The following is a 15,547-nucleotide window of genomic DNA, read 5'->3' on the forward strand; positions in this document are numbered from 1 at the left end:
GAGTTTTCATATCGGCCAGAATAGATGGATGGCCCTCAAGAATCCAGTATGAACCATGCGTCAGGTCAATTTTGCGGCGGGCTTGGTCAAACCGAGAATGATGCCAATCGATATCAAACTGCACACAAGATTACTGCCACCATAACTGACAAGCGGATGCGTAATTCCCTTGGGCGGCACCATCGCAGTTACAACGGCCACATTGAGAGCAGCCTGGAGAACCAATTGCACAAGCAACGTTTTGCCGGCGATCGCTGAGAAACTCGTTGGCTCGCATCGATTCACAAGTCGGAAACCGCAAAGCAAGACGCCAGTCCAAACTGCGGCTAGCCCGAGTGTGCCGATCAAACCAAGTTCTTCACCGACGACTGCAATCACAAAATCTGTGTTTGCTTCAGGCAGAAAACTGAGTTTCTGCCAGCCTTTCCCGATCCCGACACCATTCACGCCGCCGGCACCTAGAGTCATTACCGATTGCTTCAATTGATAAGGTGCAGAGTCGAAGTCTGACCAAGCCTTCATGAATCCCGAGATTCGTTCAAACTGATACGGCTTCAGCCCCACACCAGCACCGAGTGTTAGCCCGCCGAACAAAGTAATCGCTAGGAAGTATCGAATCGGCCACCCGGCAAGAAACAGGCACACAACGCCTCCGGTCAATAGGAAGATCGCCGTGCCGAGATCAGGCTCGACAAGGACGAGCCCACTTACACAACCAATTGGCAGTATGAATGGCGAGGTCCCATAAACCCAGTGGTCGAGCCACTCGCGTTTGACTGTTGCTAGTGATGCGAGCAACAACGGCAACGTGATTTTCGCAAGTTCCGAAGGTTGAAACGAAAGACTTCCAAATCGTAGCCAACGCCTGGCACCATTCACGCGAACGCCGACGCCAGGGACTAAGACAAGAGCTAGTACCAATACCGTCACAAGGAGTAACCAAGGAGAAAGGTACCGCCAACGACTCGCTGATACCTGAGAACACCCCGCAGCGATTAAACTACCGAGTAGGACGAAGGCCGCATGCCGTGAAAGATAGACTTGTTCCGACTCGGTGGGCCATGACGTCACACTTGCACTATGTACGACGAGAAGCCCGAAGCCAACCAGAACGGCAACCAGTGAGATGAAGAGACTCCGGGTTGCGTCCATGTGGCACCCAACAAGAATTGTCACATCAAGTTTGGGAGTCTCATTGAAGGGGCGAAGCCGGTGTCACTAGTCTGTAACTAGCAACACCGGCTCCAATTCCCTCTCTCCCTAACGACGCTTCAAATCTTCTTATGTTCGCTATCGTATTTTCAGAGTTGCTAGACTGACAATCGCAAGCAACGCGGACCCAATCCAGAACCGCATGACAATCCGTGTTTCCGGGTCGCCACGGAATAAATAATGGTTGTGGAGCGGGCTACAGAGAATGACACGCTGCCCAGTCAGTTTAAACGACGCCACTTGGCAAATCACACTCAAGGCTTCAACAACAAACACGCCACCACAAATTACCAATAAGACTTCTTGTTTTGAGACGAGTGCCGCAAAGGCCAGAAGTGCACCGATCGGAAGCGATCCGGTGTCCCCCATAAAAACTTGGGCCGGGTGACAATTAAACCATAGAAAACCGAGCAGTCCCCCGACCATCGCGCCAAGAATAACGCTAACTTCTCCGCCGCCGACAACGTGAGGAACGCTCATGTGCTCGGCTAAGATTCGGTGTCCCGCAAGGTAGGACAAGGCTATAAAAGCCGAACCCGCACACACCATGCATCCACTCGCAAGGCCATCGAGCCCATCTGTCAGATTGACAGCATTCGACGCACTGACCGTTACTAGTGCAGTCCAAGCAATCAGCCCGATGCCTAAAGATATTCGATAACCACCAAACGGCCAAATCAGATCCGACTGAACCGCCTGATGTTGACCTTCAACATAGAGGAGCAATCCGACAAATGTTGCGATAGCGACTTGAATAACTAGTTTCTGTCGAACTCCGAGACCTTTTCGATTTGTCTTGAGTTTTGTCCAGTCATCCCAAGCCCCAAGGGCCGCATATGACATGGCGACGAATAGACCAATTTGGACGTAGTGATTTGCTAGATCGCCCCAGAGGAGGGTTGCAATCGCAATCGATGCGATGATGAATAGCCCGCCCATCGTCGGCGTGAGATTCTTACTCGATTGAATCTCATCAAGACGGGCGGAGTCGCTTCGTATCGGTTCGCGAAATCGCTCACGCAGCCAGCGAATTGCCATTGGCCCGAAAACTAGGGTCAACAGAAACGATGTTAGACTTGCCAAGGCGATTCGGGCGGTGAGAAACATGCTCGAATCGCCTGTCATCAAGTCGAGTTGTCGTAAGCTGGGTGCAAAGTCACGAAGCAACCAAAACAACACGGGAGTGACCCATCCTTCATTAACTACAAACTGCCTAATCAACGTCGCTGATGGTGTATCCCCGGGTGCCGAAGGAATGCCTTCGACACCCGGTCTTTAGATTCTATCGTCAAGCGGTAGATGGAGTGATCGACCCAGTAACCACTTGGTCCATTACCGATTTGCTCGCGTCCAAGCGAATTGAACGTCACGTCGGATCCCCGCAAACCCATACGTAAACGATAGAATCTAACAGGTTAGTTTCCTTAATAGTCTATGAGTGTTCGAATCAAGCGGCTCGCGCCATGTGTATTGTCGGGTAATTTGCATGGCTTCGGAGATAATCGACGACTCTCTCCATTCTTGTACCACGTGAGCCTTTGACTAACACCACATCATTTTCGCCAAGGTTGTCTACTAGTTGTATGCAAAGTTCTGTCAGAGAGTTACTAGCATTTGTTCGCAAGGAGGGAAACCCCTCTTCGACAGCGCCGGCTACAATATTTTCGGCGTCGCGACCGAAAGTGTAGAGATTGTCGATACCGCTGACAGCAATTTGCCGACCAAGCTCGCGGTGGAGTGATGTGGACCTCGCACCGAGTTCTAACATGTCACCAAGTACGAGATGTTTTCGAGCAAACTGCTGTGGTTCCCAGTCTCTGAGTAACCGACAGGCGGCTAATGCAGAGGCTGGGTTGGCATTGTAGGTGTCGTTGATCACAGTCCATGGTCCCAACCGTTCGATTTGGCATCGGCCAGGAACTGGCTGGGTATTGAGCAGCCCCTCTTTGATCTGGGCCGCAGTTAGGCCGAACTCGCGTGCAATCGCAACTGCAATAGCTCCAGAGAGTGCATAATGTTTACCTGCTAACGGCAGCCGGTACGTCTCACGATCAATCTGGAAGAGAACTTGAGAGTCTACCAGGCGAACATTCTCGATGTGGACATCATTGCCGGAACCTTCTCCAACTAAGAGTGTTCTACATTGGAGTTGACTAGCGAGTCCCTGTAGTTTTCTACTATCACCTGAGAGGATTGCTAGCTCGTTGCTTGCTAGTGAACGAACCATCTCCGTTTTTTCGGCGTAGACTCCTTGGAGGCTTCCGAAGCCTTCGAGATGTGCGTTACTGATTCCAGTGATCACGCCAATGTTGGGAAGACAACACGAGACTAGTTCACGCATCTCTCCAAGCGTTGATGCACCGCACTCGACAACTGCGAATTGGTCATTCGGCTCGATATCTAGCAATGTAAATGGGACGCCGAAGTGGTTGTTATTGTTCAAGTGACTCTGGCAACCGGTAAGTGTGGCCGAGAGTGTCGAATGAATCGCTTCGCGAGTCGTCGTTTTTCCACATGAGCCGGTTACGCCGATGACAGGTCCGCCCCATTGTAATCGATGCCAACGTGCGAATTGTTGGAGCGCCTTCTTAGTATCGTGTACAGCAATTGTTCTGTGTGTCTGCGGATGACAGGCGGCGTATTCGTGAGATACGAGACTAGCAATTGCTCCTTTTTCGAAAGCCTGGCTGACGAACTCGTGACCATCGAATCGCTCGCCACGGAGTGCCCAGAATACGTCGCCCGGTTGCACGTTGCGAGAGTCGGTCTGTATGCGTGAGAATGTCGCCCCAACAGACAACCCAACGGCTTTTCCGCTGACCGCTTGAATGAGGTTGTCGAATGTCGTGGACTGCATCTTATAAACTTCAAAAAACGTTGTACGAGAACTTTGACCGTCGCTCTTTATGCACTCAAACGCTCATACGGAGCCGGGGCATGAAGATTCGGGACTGGCAAGATGTCGCGAACGGCTTCACGATCGTCAAAATGAAAGTGAGTCCCAGAGACCTCTTGGATTGTTTCGTGGCCCTTGCCAGCAATCAGGACAGTGTCTCCACGTTGTGCTAAGAAAATTGCAAGTTCAATGGCGGCGTAACGATCGACTTCAACATGACGTGTGCAGTTCTCCGAGTTCATGCCGCTGACGATATCGTCAATAATGGCGACGGGGTCTTCGGACCGCGGGTTATCGCTGGTGACAATTGCGATATCAGCTTGTGCCGCCGCTTGGCCGAGTAACGGCCGTTTGGTTTTGTCACGGTCTCCACCGGCACCAAAAACGCAGATCATGCGGCCCGGGGTGTGTTGTTTCAGCGTGTGAATGGCGTGAGTCAGGGCGTCGGGCGTATGTGCATAGTCTACGAACACACGCTTTTGATGATTTGCGGCGACGAGTTCCATTCGTCCGGGAACCGCATTTAATCGCTCGATACCCGCTGAAATTTCTCGCAGTGAAAGCCCGAACGTCGAGGTGGCTACAATCGCTGCCAGACAATTGGAAACGTTGTGCTCTCCAATGAGGTTCGTCCAAAACATCTGCGATTCGGCTCCAACGCGTACTCGAAAACGTGTGCCGTAAATGGAACTTTCCGTAATCTCGGCAGTGACGTTGGCTTCGGAATGGATGCCGTAGGTGACGACTTTGCGTCCGACGAGTTGCTTCTGAAGTGCGGCGGTATTCGGGTCGTCACAATTCAGGACGATCGTAGCACCTGGTTTACATTGTTCGAAGATTCGTGATTTGGCTTGGATATAGGCAGACGTGTTGTGGTGATAGTCGAAGTGATCATGGGTGATGTTCGTCACAATGGCGACATCCAACTGTGTTCCAGCCGCACGCCCTTGGTCTAACGCATGGCTGGAGAGTTCTAGGGCAACATGCGTTTGCCGATTTAGAACCATTCGTGACAGACATTCGGCCATTGTCGCCGAATCCGGTGTCGTCATTTGGGCGGGTTGTTGTTCGATGCCATCGTCGTACTCGATGGTCCCCATTAGCCCAGTCGGGTGACCGACCGATTTGAGAATCGATCGAACGAGATATGTGGTCGTGGTTTTGCCATTGGTTCCGGTCACGCCGACGGTCTTCAGCCGTTGCGACGGATATTCGTGAATCGCTTCGCAAAGACATGAATAAGCAGAGCGGACATTACGGACCACGCACTGTGGCACCGACACATTCGGCAGCGGATGTTCCACAAGAATGGAACCAGCACCGCGATTGACGGCCTCATCGACGAATGCGATTCCGTGACATCGTGTTCCCGGCAGTGCGGCGAACATGATGCGTGGTTTGCAACGCGTGCTGTCTTCGCAGATATCGGTAATGCGGATATCTGCACAGCCGACAAAACTGGCAGCTGGAAACAGTTGACGCAAACTGATCGGTTCTTGACTTTGCGGCAGCCATGGCGACATCGTTCAGCCTCCGTGCCCCAAAATCCCGGAAATCGCCGCAAATTGCAGCCAATGAGGTCGACGTTTCATCCTGATCAGTCGATCCCGGTCCGGGCGTGATATTCACTCTTTTGCTCGTAGGACTGTGTCCGTGGGAGCGGGCGGGATTGTTGCTATTTCAGCGAATTCATGCAACGGCATTTGACGGAATTTCCCCAGCGTTGTAAGAGTTACACCACTTTTTCAATCGAACCTCACCTTGTTGCGCGGCTGTCGATTTTCACCTCGATTTGCCATTCCCATCCGACCGGCCATAATAACACCAAACCGCCTGAACCCCCGAAATTCCGCAAGAGATGCCCCTAATGAATGCCGCCTACGACGCCATTTTGGTGATTGGTTTTGGAGGGCCCGAAGGCCCCGATGATGTTATTCCGTTTCTTGAGAACGTGTTACGAGGACGGAACGTTCCTCGTGAGCGGATGCTCGAAGTCGCGGAACATTACAACCACTTCGGCGGTGTTAGCCCGATCAATGCCCAGGTCAGGGAACTCCTCGACGCCCTTCGGCCGGAACTTGATGCTCACGGTATCGATTTGCCGGTGTACTGGGGAAATCGCAATTGGCATCCGATGCTCACAGACACCATGCAGCAGATGCGTGACGACGGGATTAAGCGGGCCCTGGGTTTGGTCTTGGCGGCGTATAGTTCTTATTCGAGTTGCCGACAGTACCGCGAAGACGTAGCGAACGCTCAGCAGACGATCGGGGAAGGTTTTGCCAACGTGGACAAGATCCGTGTCTTCTATAATCACCCACTTTTTGTGGAAGCGAATGCCGACCGCGTGCGGGAAGCGGCAACCGTATTCGACTCCCTGGAGACCGCGAACGGCTTCCACATTGCATTCACGGCCCATAGCATTCCGATGTCGATGGCCGACCATTGCAACTACGAGCGGCAACTTAAGGAAGCTTGCCGGTTGGTTGCGGAGTCGGTCGGTGCGACGGAAGACCAATGGGAACTGGTCTATCAAAGCCGGAGCGGTCGACCGCAGGATCCCTGGTTGGAACCGGATATTCTTGATCACCTGCAGAACTTGGGCGACAACGGCGTGCAAAATGTGATCGTCATGCCGATCGGTTTTCTATCCGATCACATGGAAGTTTTGTTCGATCTGGACGAGGAAGCCCAGGAAAAAGCGGCTGAATTGGGCATGACAATGGTGCGAGCCAAGAGCGTGGGAACGCATCCGAAGTTCGTGCAGATGCTACGGGAACTCATCCAAGAACGACTCGACTCGAAGGTCCCCAAACGGGCAATCGGCCAATACGGTCCGAACCACGATGTCTGCCCCGTCGATTGTTGTCCGGCTCCCGCGCGGCCGACTCGTCGTTGAATTTCTGTGCCCCTAATTTGTACAAACTGCGTGGTTTCTCATCATGGCTCACCAGACGCATTACTCCCGGTCTTGAGGGTGGTGGATTCCCCTAAAATTTCGGAAATGAACTTTATCAGTTTTCAGCTGGTGGTATGATCGACTCCTGACAGTTCGAGACTTGGTGCGTGGTTTCCAATTCCACTGCCCGGCGCGTCTTTTGCAGACCGGGCGACCTATGCATCATTATTTTGCAATGAAACATCAAAAAACACCTTTGCATTCTCTGGGAAGACTGTAAACTCATCACCATCGCCACGTATGGTGACGTGGTTTCAGGATGCCCCGCTTCGAACAGGAGTCGAAAATGGAACCCGCGCTCGATCCGACCCCCCAAACCCCCTTGGCAGGAAAAGCTCCCATGAACACCGCTGTTGCGGTCGACCTAACCGACCGTGTTGAAGTCCGTTTGCGTCGTGAACTGATGAGTCACCCGGAATTCGAATTCGAACGTTTGATCGTTCGTTGCTTTCCTGGGGGCGGTGTGTGCTTGGAAGGTGTTCTCTGCTCCGACAGCGATCTGGCTGAAGTTTCCGACTTCGTGCAACGCGTCACCGGCGCGACCGATGTTCTCAACAAGCTCGTAGTCTGGACGCAACCCGCCAAAGGGTAATCTGCCGTCGAACAAGAGCCATTGTCGACCGTTCCATGCCACCATTCGAGTGGGCAGTGATCGTTCTATCGACGCTGTAATGTGTTAAGCGACGTGGCTCTTTCGGAGATGAAAAAAACGTCAAAAGTTAGAAAACTCGGCTATACGTCAAACGCATCATCTGATAATTTCTTGCCACCCGTCGATTACACAAGAAATCGATGGGTGTCCTCTCTCGTCTTTTATCAACTCTTGAAAGCGAACAAAGAATCGCCACGCGGCGCGTGTTGCGGGAATGATCCGCGCCAAAGGGTTTTGTTTCGCCGCCAGAGCAAAGAAATCGAAGTCCGTCATCGTCAGTCTGGGGCAAGGAGGCCACCGTGTCGTACGGAAACACGCAACAAGAGCAGCGCTTGAAGGTTCAAATTCGATGGCTTATCCGCCGCGACATGGCGGAAGTTCTCGAAATCGAACGCCAAAGTTTCGAGTTCCCTTGGTCCGAGGAAGATTTCCTGTGTTGTTTGCGTCAACGCAACTGCATCGGGATGGTCGCTGAGTCGGGGAACGATATCGTGGGGTTCATGATTTACGAACTCCACAAGTCCCGGCTGCGAATTCTGAATTTCGCCGTCAGCGAATCGCACCGACGCCAAGGTGTCGGTAATCAAATGGTTCGCCGCCTGGTCGACAAATTGTCGCAACAACGTCGTCAAGAAATCGTGCTGGAAGTTCGCGAGCGAAATTTGCCCGCTCAATTGTTCTTCAGCCAACAGCAATTCCGCGCGGTCGAAGTCATTCGGAATTACTACGAAGACACCGCCGAAGATGCCTACGCGATGCAGTACCGACTGAAGCCGGTGGACGATGTGTTCTCACCGTTCGCACCGCAAAATCGCATTTCGGAATTCGACGCCGCCTGAGTGATCTCACAATTTGAATTTGCATACGCCTCGGAGGGTCTTCCTCCGAGGCTTTTTTTTGGATCCCGGGGTGGTATGCTGAGGAAGACAAACCTACTGGCCCCCTGGAGTTTTCTATGCTTCCGTCAAGTTTTGCAGTCACGATGATGGCGATCGCAGCTGCCTCCGCAACCGCGAAAGATTCCGACAACGAACTGCTCGTCTACTTTGGGACCTACACCCGCGGCAACAGCGACAGCGAGGGCATTTACTTTTCGCGGCTGAATCTCGAAACCGGCGCACTGTCGAAACCGGAACTGGCGGCGAAGCTCCCGAACCCGTCCTTCTTGGAGTTCCATCCGAAGAGGAAGTTCGTGTATGCCGTGAGTGAGATGTCCGACTTCGAAGGCAAAAAGACTGGTGCGGTGACGGCTCTTTCCATCGATCCAACGACCGGCAAGCTCACGGAATTGAATCGCAAACCTTCAGGCGGTGTTGGTCCGTGTCACGTTTCGGTCGATGCCAAAGGCACGACGGCTTTCGTGGCGAATTACGGAGCCGGCAGTTGTGCGTCGCTACCGATTCAGGACGATGGTTCCCTCAAAGACCCCGCCACGGTCATGCAGCATGAAGGTTCCAGTGTGAACCCGCGTCGGCAAGAAGGCCCGCATGCACATAGCATCAATCTCGATCCCGCTCAGAAGCATGCCTATGTGTGTGACCTCGGGTTGGATCAGGTGCTCATCTACGAGTTCGATCCTAAGACCAGTAAGCTCACCAAGAACGACCCACCGTTCGCAAAAATCGAACCCGGTTCTGGGCCAAGACATTTCGCGTTCCATCCGAATGGCAGAACCGCGTACATCAATGGTGAGTTGACGATGACGGTTGTCGTGCTGGAATACGACGCCGACACCGGCGGAATGACGCCGATCCAAACTTTGTCCACCTTGCCGGAAGACTACGAGAGCACGAATAATTCTACCGCGGAAACACGAGTTCACCCGAGTGGGAAATTCGTGTACGTGTCGAATCGCGGTCACCACACAATCGCGATTTTCCGAGTCGATCAGAAAACTGGAAAGTTGACCGTCGTGGGTCACGAGTCCACACGTGGTCAAACACCACGCAACTTCAATATCACGCCGGACGGAAAATATTTGCTCGCCGCCAATCAGGACACGAATAACGTGGCCGTGTTCAAAATCGACCAAGAGTCCGGCGAACTCGAAGCGATCGGCGAACCCGTCTCCGTTCCAATGCCGGTTTGCGTACGATTCCTAAAACCCTGATTGAAAACCGGCCATTCGCATTACGTTTTTTACGAAAGCTGCTCATCATGACTAACCAAGACGTACAACAAGCGGTCGATCAATTCCTGTCCGGCTCTCCGTTGAAAGGTTTCATCGGCGGTGAATGGGTCGCGGCCGAAAGTGGGGAGACTTTTACGACGTCTGACCCCGGTTCGGGGAAACCGCTTGCCGAAGTCGCGGCGATGGGCGAATCGGATATCGACAAGGCTGTTGCCGCCGCCGACTCTGCGTTTAAGCAATCCGGTTGGGCAGAGATGGCAGCGAACGAACGTGGTGTGCTTTTACATCGTTTGGCCGATGCCGTCGAGAAAAACCGCGAGATCTTGGCCCACCTAGAATCACGCGACGCCGGGAAAGTCCTCTCGCAAGCGACCGGCGACATTCAAAATTTCATCGACACGATGCGGTACTTCGTCGAGATGTCGCAGCATATCCAACGTCGGACTCCGCTGGCGGTCGCGGGTTATGATGCACGCACCGTCCGCATGCCCTGGGGGCCGTGTGGGTTCATTTTCCCTTGGAACTTCCCGTTCCTGCTACTCGGTTGGAACATCGCACCCGCACTCGCTGCTGGGAATACGATCGTCGTCAAACCAGCGGAAGATACGCCGCTCTCGACGTTATACTTCGCAAAGATCGCCAAGGACGTTGGCATACCGGATGGTGTCATCAACGTCGTGACCGGCTACGGGAGAACCGCAGGAGCGGCGTTGTCGTCGCATCCCGGTTTGCAACGGATGTCGTTTACCGGTTCGCCGGAAGTCGGTCGCATGGTCGCGGAAGTCTGTGGTCGCAACCTCACGCCGGTGAAGTTGGAGCTTGGTGGCAAAGGGGCAGCAGTCTTGTTCGACGACGTGGACATTGAAGACACTGCCGACAAACTTGTCGGAGCAATCACGTTCCACACCGGGCAAGTCTGCTGCGATGCCACCCGTTGGCTGGTGCAGAAGCCGATTTACGATCGGTTCGTGGCGGCGTGCAAATCCCGTTTGGAGAAGGTGCAGATCGGTTATCAACTCGAAGGCGGTACCCAAATGGGGCCGGTTGTGAATGCGAAGCAACGCGATCGCGTCTTGGGATACTTGGAGAAAGGCCAGAAGGAAGGCGCGGAGTTGGTCCTCGCCGGAGGCGCCGCCGAAGTTTCCGGGCATGACGGTTACTATGTGAAACCCGCGCTGATGGCTGGCTCGCTGGACAACGTTGCCGCCCGTGAAGAAATCTTCGGGCCGGTGGCGTATCTCACGCCATTCGATGACGAAAAACAAGCCGTCGAAATGGTGAACTCCACCGATTACGGATTAGCAAATAGCGTCTGGACGGCCGACCTCGACCGGGCCAACCGCGTCGCCGAACGCATGATCGCCGGCAATAGTTGGATCAACGCCCACAATGTGTTCGCCCACGGCGTGCCTTATGCGGGGATCAACAAAAGCGGCATCGGCGGAGGAGTGTTGTCGGTGGAAACGTACCTCGACTACACCCGCAGTTTGTCCGTCGTGAGACCATTGTAAGAATTGAGCGAACGGCGATCAGTGATGTAGGGTCTGCTGTGCGGATCAATCCCAATCGTTTCGGTCCGCATAGCGGACCCTACACATTTACGCCATTGCGTGGTTCCGGGAGACGGAACGTTAGTAGGACCGAGCAAAACAATATCACGGAGACGCCCAGGAAGGCGGGGGTAAATCCCGTGTGATCGATCAATACGCCAACCAGCGGAGCGAACAGGATCGGGACGCCCATGCAAATTTTGAGTGTGCTGAGATACTTTGCATGATGCATTTCGTCGCAGAGTTCGAGCGTGTAATTGGCGATGGTACGAATGGCCATCGGCGTTAATCCGAGAAACACGAACGTGATCCAGTACACCGATCGGCCACCCGGAATGATGCCATGCGCGATAGCCAATGCCATCAATGGCGTTGCAACTGTGCCGGTCATCATGAATCGCATCGCCAACCGATTCCCATAGCGGTCGGCAAGCGTTCCCGCGAACACGCTGAACAATCCGGCTCCGGCATTCTGTGCGATCAACCAAGCTAGCAACTCGCTATGATTGCAGTTCAACAGTTCCCGTCCCATCGCCTGATAATGCGGGAACAGTAACATTGTGGTAATGAACAGCATGACCGTCGCGGCTAGCCAGCGGAAGTTGCGGTCGTCCTTCAATGTTTGCCAACCGATCCGAAAGTGATCCCAAAATGGGCGACGCGGAGGACGTTCCAATTGATCGACCGGCTCCGCAACCCAAAAGACCACCGCACCCGCGACTAAGAACCCTAAGCCTGTGGTGCCGAAGATCAGACCGAACCCGCCGCCTTTACGTTCCAGCCACGTTCGCAACACGAGCCAGGCACATGTGATGGCCGTCAGGGAACCGATGACGCCGGTCAGTGTCATCAATCGACCGCGACGTGTGGCGTGAATGAGTTTCCCTTGCAGGGTGTTGAAACTCAGCAGGTTTAGCCCAGTCGTGGAAAAGAAAACTGTGTACAGAAATAAGAACAACGGCGGCAACCAGAACAGGCGGTCGAGGTCAGCGTCGGTCGCCTGTAGTGTCAGCCAGATTGCCGACAGCGTGAGAAACGGGACCGCCATGATCCACGTCGTCGCGATGAGCAGACGTTTTTTGAGCGGAGCATATTGTAGGCGTTCGGCGAACAATAACGGCGGCACACTTTGGCCGAAGCGGTTCAGCACGGGCAACCAACCGCGAACCCACGCCGCCCCGGCGATCGCGTCTACGAAAGCGGGCATGATCACGCTTTCGGTTTTGAAGATCCACGACGTCCGCATCACGATCTGATGCAACGCTAGCACCAACAAGTTGCGGGTCTGCAACTCTTCGATCTGCCGCGACCGTTCGCTCGGCCCTTCATGCTGCGTGAGAATCCCCGATTCCTCCGACTCCTCGGTCGTGATTCCGCTCACTGACGCGGCCGATTCCGATGCAGACATACCTCTCCCGATCGAGCGGACGAACAAAACAACCCAGAGTCGAATTGTAGTTCAGCATCCAATCAAAGGCGAGGCTTCGGTCTGGTGACTGGAGACAGCAACTGTGTTTAAAGTCGAATGGAACGTTTGCCCCCTGTCTCTCGATTTCCGACTCCTGAGCTCAGCCGGCTTTCAGCACGTAGCCGCTGAATTTCAGGTCGAGTTTTCCGGAGGGGCGGCTGCCGGGGGGGAGGTTGACGCGGATGAACAGCATGCCGCTAGTGTCAGGGTTGATGTCTTTACCGTCACCGATGGGGAATGGTTCGGCGTCTTTCGCCTTCTTCTTATCCAATGGCAGAATCACCCCGACCAGCGAGCCGAACGGTGCCGCCGCGAGAGGCGAATCGAGACCTTTGCCTTGTGGGACACCACTCGGCGGCAACGCTAATGTGGCTGTCATTCGGTAGCTGCCGGAAACCTGCACGCGAAATTTTTTCCCCTTGGCAACGCGGGCAATCGGTTTTTGCCACACCGATGAGGCTGTCCAATCGACGTCGAAATCGTTTGAGGACAGAATTTCCTCATCAAGGCTTTGAATCTTTTCCTTCAGCCCTTTGATATCCGGTTTGACCGTCGCCAGCGTTTCCAGAATCGACTTGGCTTTTTCGAGTTCACCTTCGTTTTCGTAGTCTTTCGCGATGACGAAGATCTCACGCGAAAAACTCTCGACGGCCTTGCTCGCCTTCGCATCGAGTGCCATCACAGACGACTTCTGCTGTGCGAACGCCGAACCGGACGCAACAACAACGGTCAACACACTCCAAAGAATCCAACGCATCGGCTGACTCCCGAAAAGCACTTATTTGGTCGTTCGATTCTATCAAACTCCCGGTAAGAATGCCGCTGATCTGCGAGAGTGCGCATGTCAGGAGTCAGGAGCCGGAGACAAATGAACGTTTCATGACTCCAGTCCCCTGATTCCTGCTCAATGTCGGGGTAGTAGTTCGTGTTGTAGGGCGAGAATCTTGGGATCGAAGACCCAGTGTGGCAAGGTGGACTGCTTTGCGACTTCGGTCAGCCATTGTCGCGTTTTAGCCGGGGCGTTTTCGTCGATCAGGCTGCGGAGATCGTGAATCAACAGCGGATTGTCGCCGTAGTAAGAGTGTCCGATCAGGCTGGTATCGATGGCAGATGCGTCGATTGTTTCCAACCCTTCGACCGTCACAAGATATTCTCCCGAAAGCCCGGCCCGAGTGTGTCCGTGGATTTTAGCGGACGCAATCAACGCGCGATCCTTCGAGGACGCATACATCGTCACTCGGTCGGCCATTTCCCGAGCGGCTGGCAGATAGCGGTTCCGAAACGCGGACGCATCGACATCGGGAGCCGCCATGATGATCTGCCCCAATCGCATCTTCGACGACTTTGGATCGAGACCTTTGTTTTCGAGAGACATCCGTTCGAGCGCCTGAACCAAAATGCGGTTCCCCATGCTATGTGCGATGACGTGAACTTTCTCGGCTCCGCTTTCCTGCATTACGGTTTTGAGCGTGCGTTCAAACTGCAGCACTGCCCAGTCAACACTGGCTTCGTCGTATGTATACGAAGCGGTTTCACCTTGCGAAGGCCAGCTGTAGCACAACGCGGCTCCATCAAATTCCAGGTCATACCAAATTTGAGCCGTCCGCCGGACCGCTTTCGCAAAACTCACGTTGTAACCATGAATGAACACAAAGGCTTCGTGCCGGGCGGAATTAACGATCACGTCTTGCAAGTCCAGCAGAAGTTCCTCTTCCGGCATACGCACGGTGCGTTGTAACACGATGTGCTTTTGCGGGTCTTGGGAGAACTCCATCCGCATCAGTGACGCGGTCTCGAACTGACCGGGTTGATGATCCGGTGGCAGCGTGACTTCGCAGCGTCCCCATTCCAATTGTGGCACACCGGCGACTTCATGCCGATTCGGTCCGTAGATGCGGTCTCCATAATCGGCCGCCCGATCCCATGCCTCCGCTTGCAAACTTGCGTCGTGAAACAGCCAGACCGCCCCCGCACCACAGGCGAGCATGCCTAACGCGAGGAGAATCCGTCGCCGATGCACGAACATCGAGATCGCAAACAGAAACGCCAATGCAGCCACAATCGCTGACGGTACAAAGAACATTTCAAACCGGCTGACCATCGACAAGGCAATAGCCGACTCCGGATGACGATCCGTCGCGTAGAACACTTGCACGACACGGCTGCGCTCGGCCGGTTTGTCGGCGGACTCCTCAGCGGTTTCTTCCGCGACGAGTTCCGGTTGGCGAGGTTCGGCCATCTCGAAACTGGGTTCGTCGGGAGCCTCAACAGTCTCCGGCGGTTCTGGCGTGAGCTGGTAGGGCTGCTCTGGCGGAACCGAAGTCGGCTCACGATGTGGAAGCATACGAACTGGCGGTTCCATGCGAACACGGGGTTCGGAATCCGGAAAGGACTCAGGAAACGGTTCGGGACCTGGTGGGATCGGGACCGATGCCTCTTCGGTATCAGACGCAACCACCTCATCGCCTGGCAAATCCGGGACGTCTACTTGGGATGTTGTCGTCGGTGCAGAATCGAATTTGTCCTCAGGTTCTCTTCGATCTTCAGCTTGCTGAGCACAGCCCACGAGTAGCAAGCCGAGCCAGCACATCAACAAGAGTCGTGTCCGCATTGAGGTTGAATCCTTTCTCCCAAGCAACGGCGAATGCTTCCAGGGGATTGTATCGAGAACCGCGATCC

Annotated in this window: 12 protein-coding genes; 5 read left to right on the forward strand and 7 right to left on the reverse strand. The window is 54.1% G+C overall.

Translation table 11 applies throughout. From position 1 onward, the window contains the following. Nucleotides 1–60 precede the first annotated feature (60 nt). The 4 genes from AC5DDB_RS21715 to AC5DDB_RS21730 form a co-directional block, all read right to left on the reverse strand. Nucleotides 61–1,152: an FtsW/RodA/SpoVE family cell cycle protein gene (locus tag AC5DDB_RS21715; protein WP_491741871.1), complete on the reverse strand. Its 1,092-nt coding sequence runs from the start codon at nucleotides 1,150–1,152 to the stop codon at nucleotides 61–63. Nucleotides 1,153–1,290: 138 nt separating this feature from the next. Continuing rightward, nucleotides 1,291–2,391, reverse strand: coding sequence for a phospho-N-acetylmuramoyl-pentapeptide-transferase (gene mraY, locus AC5DDB_RS21720; protein ID WP_491741872.1), 1,101 nt, complete (start codon nucleotides 2,389–2,391; stop codon nucleotides 1,291–1,293). A 268-nt stretch (nucleotides 2,392–2,659) separates the two neighbouring features. Continuing rightward, nucleotides 2,660–4,069, reverse strand: coding sequence for a UDP-N-acetylmuramoyl-tripeptide--D-alanyl-D-alanine ligase (locus tag AC5DDB_RS21725; protein ID WP_491741873.1), 1,410 nt, complete (start codon nucleotides 4,067–4,069; stop codon nucleotides 2,660–2,662). Nucleotides 4,070–4,116: 47 nt separating this feature from the next. After that, nucleotides 4,117–5,631 (reverse strand): UDP-N-acetylmuramoyl-L-alanyl-D-glutamate--2,6-diaminopimelate ligase, encoded by a 1,515-nt coding sequence (locus AC5DDB_RS21730; protein WP_491741874.1) that lies wholly within the window; start codon nucleotides 5,629–5,631, stop codon nucleotides 4,117–4,119. Nucleotides 5,632–5,975: 344 nt separating this feature from the next. Here AC5DDB_RS21730 and AC5DDB_RS21735 point away from each other — a divergent pair, with 344 nt between their 5' ends. The 5 genes from AC5DDB_RS21735 (at nucleotide 5,976) to AC5DDB_RS21755 (ending at nucleotide 11,361) form a co-directional block, all read left to right on the forward strand. After that, a complete protein-coding gene (locus AC5DDB_RS21735; RefSeq protein WP_491741875.1) occupies nucleotides 5,976–7,007 on the forward strand; it encodes a ferrochelatase in 1,032 nt (343 codons plus the stop codon). A gap of 400 nt (nucleotides 7,008–7,407) precedes the next feature. Further along, the gene (locus tag AC5DDB_RS21740) at nucleotides 7,408–7,659 is read left to right on the forward strand and encodes a hypothetical protein (protein WP_491741876.1); all 252 of its coding nucleotides are present in this window, start codon (nucleotides 7,408–7,410) and stop codon (nucleotides 7,657–7,659) included. Between the two features lie 428 nt (nucleotides 7,660–8,087). Then, entirely contained in the window at nucleotides 8,088–8,558 is a 471-nt protein-coding gene (gene rimI, locus AC5DDB_RS21745; RefSeq protein ID WP_491741910.1) for a ribosomal protein S18-alanine N-acetyltransferase, read from the forward strand. Between the two features lie 116 nt (nucleotides 8,559–8,674). Further along, nucleotides 8,675–9,829 (forward strand): lactonase family protein, encoded by a 1,155-nt coding sequence (locus AC5DDB_RS21750; RefSeq protein ID WP_491741877.1) that lies wholly within the window; start codon nucleotides 8,675–8,677, stop codon nucleotides 9,827–9,829. Between the two features lie 38 nt (nucleotides 9,830–9,867). Beyond that, the gene (locus AC5DDB_RS21755; protein ID WP_491741911.1) at nucleotides 9,868–11,361 is read left to right on the forward strand and encodes an aldehyde dehydrogenase family protein; all 1,494 of its coding nucleotides are present in this window, start codon (nucleotides 9,868–9,870) and stop codon (nucleotides 11,359–11,361) included. 79 nt (nucleotides 11,362–11,440) lie between these two features. On the opposite strand, the gene AC5DDB_RS21760 is transcribed toward AC5DDB_RS21755, so the two are convergent. From AC5DDB_RS21760 to AC5DDB_RS21770, 3 genes are all read right to left on the reverse strand, one after another. Further along, nucleotides 11,441–12,808, reverse strand: coding sequence for an MFS transporter (locus tag AC5DDB_RS21760; protein ID WP_491741878.1), 1,368 nt, complete (start codon nucleotides 12,806–12,808; stop codon nucleotides 11,441–11,443). A gap of 160 nt (nucleotides 12,809–12,968) precedes the next feature. Next, a complete protein-coding gene (locus AC5DDB_RS21765; protein ID WP_491741879.1) occupies nucleotides 12,969–13,625 on the reverse strand; it encodes a hypothetical protein in 657 nt (218 codons plus the stop codon). Between the two features lie 147 nt (nucleotides 13,626–13,772). Beyond that, complete coding sequence (locus AC5DDB_RS21770) at nucleotides 13,773–15,479, reverse strand: alpha/beta hydrolase (protein WP_491741880.1); 1,707 nt, start codon at nucleotides 15,477–15,479, stop codon at nucleotides 13,773–13,775. Nucleotides 15,480–15,547: the final 68 nt, after the last annotated feature.

The sequence above is a fragment of the Thalassoroseus sp. genome (assembly GCF_984380535.1).

Bases quoted from the DNA above. Each gene is read 5' to 3' on its own strand.
- AC5DDB_RS21715 (WP_491741871.1), bottom strand. From the start codon at position 1,152: ATGGACGCAACCCGGAGTCTCTTCATCTCACTGGTTGCCGTTCTGGTT.
- AC5DDB_RS21725 (WP_491741873.1), bottom strand. From the start codon at position 4,069: ATGCAGTCCACGACATTCGACAACCTCATTCAAGCGGTCAGCGGAAAA.
- AC5DDB_RS21730 (WP_491741874.1), bottom strand. From the start codon at position 5,631: ATGTCGCCATGGCTGCCGCAAAGTCAAGAACCGATCAGTTTGCGTCAA.
- AC5DDB_RS21735 (WP_491741875.1), top strand. From the start codon at position 5,976: ATGAATGCCGCCTACGACGCCATTTTGGTGATTGGTTTTGGAGGGCCC.
- AC5DDB_RS21740 (WP_491741876.1), top strand. From the start codon at position 7,408: ATGAACACCGCTGTTGCGGTCGACCTAACCGACCGTGTTGAAGTCCGT.
- rimI (WP_491741910.1), top strand. From the start codon at position 8,088: ATGGCGGAAGTTCTCGAAATCGAACGCCAAAGTTTCGAGTTCCCTTGG.
- AC5DDB_RS21750 (WP_491741877.1), top strand. From the start codon at position 8,675: ATGCTTCCGTCAAGTTTTGCAGTCACGATGATGGCGATCGCAGCTGCC.
- AC5DDB_RS21760 (WP_491741878.1), bottom strand. From the start codon at position 12,808: ATGTCTGCATCGGAATCGGCCGCGTCAGTGAGCGGAATCACGACCGAG.
- AC5DDB_RS21765 (WP_491741879.1), bottom strand. From the start codon at position 13,625: ATGCGTTGGATTCTTTGGAGTGTGTTGACCGTTGTTGTTGCGTCCGGT.
- AC5DDB_RS21770 (WP_491741880.1), bottom strand. From the start codon at position 15,479: ATGCGGACACGACTCTTGTTGATGTGCTGGCTCGGCTTGCTACTCGTG.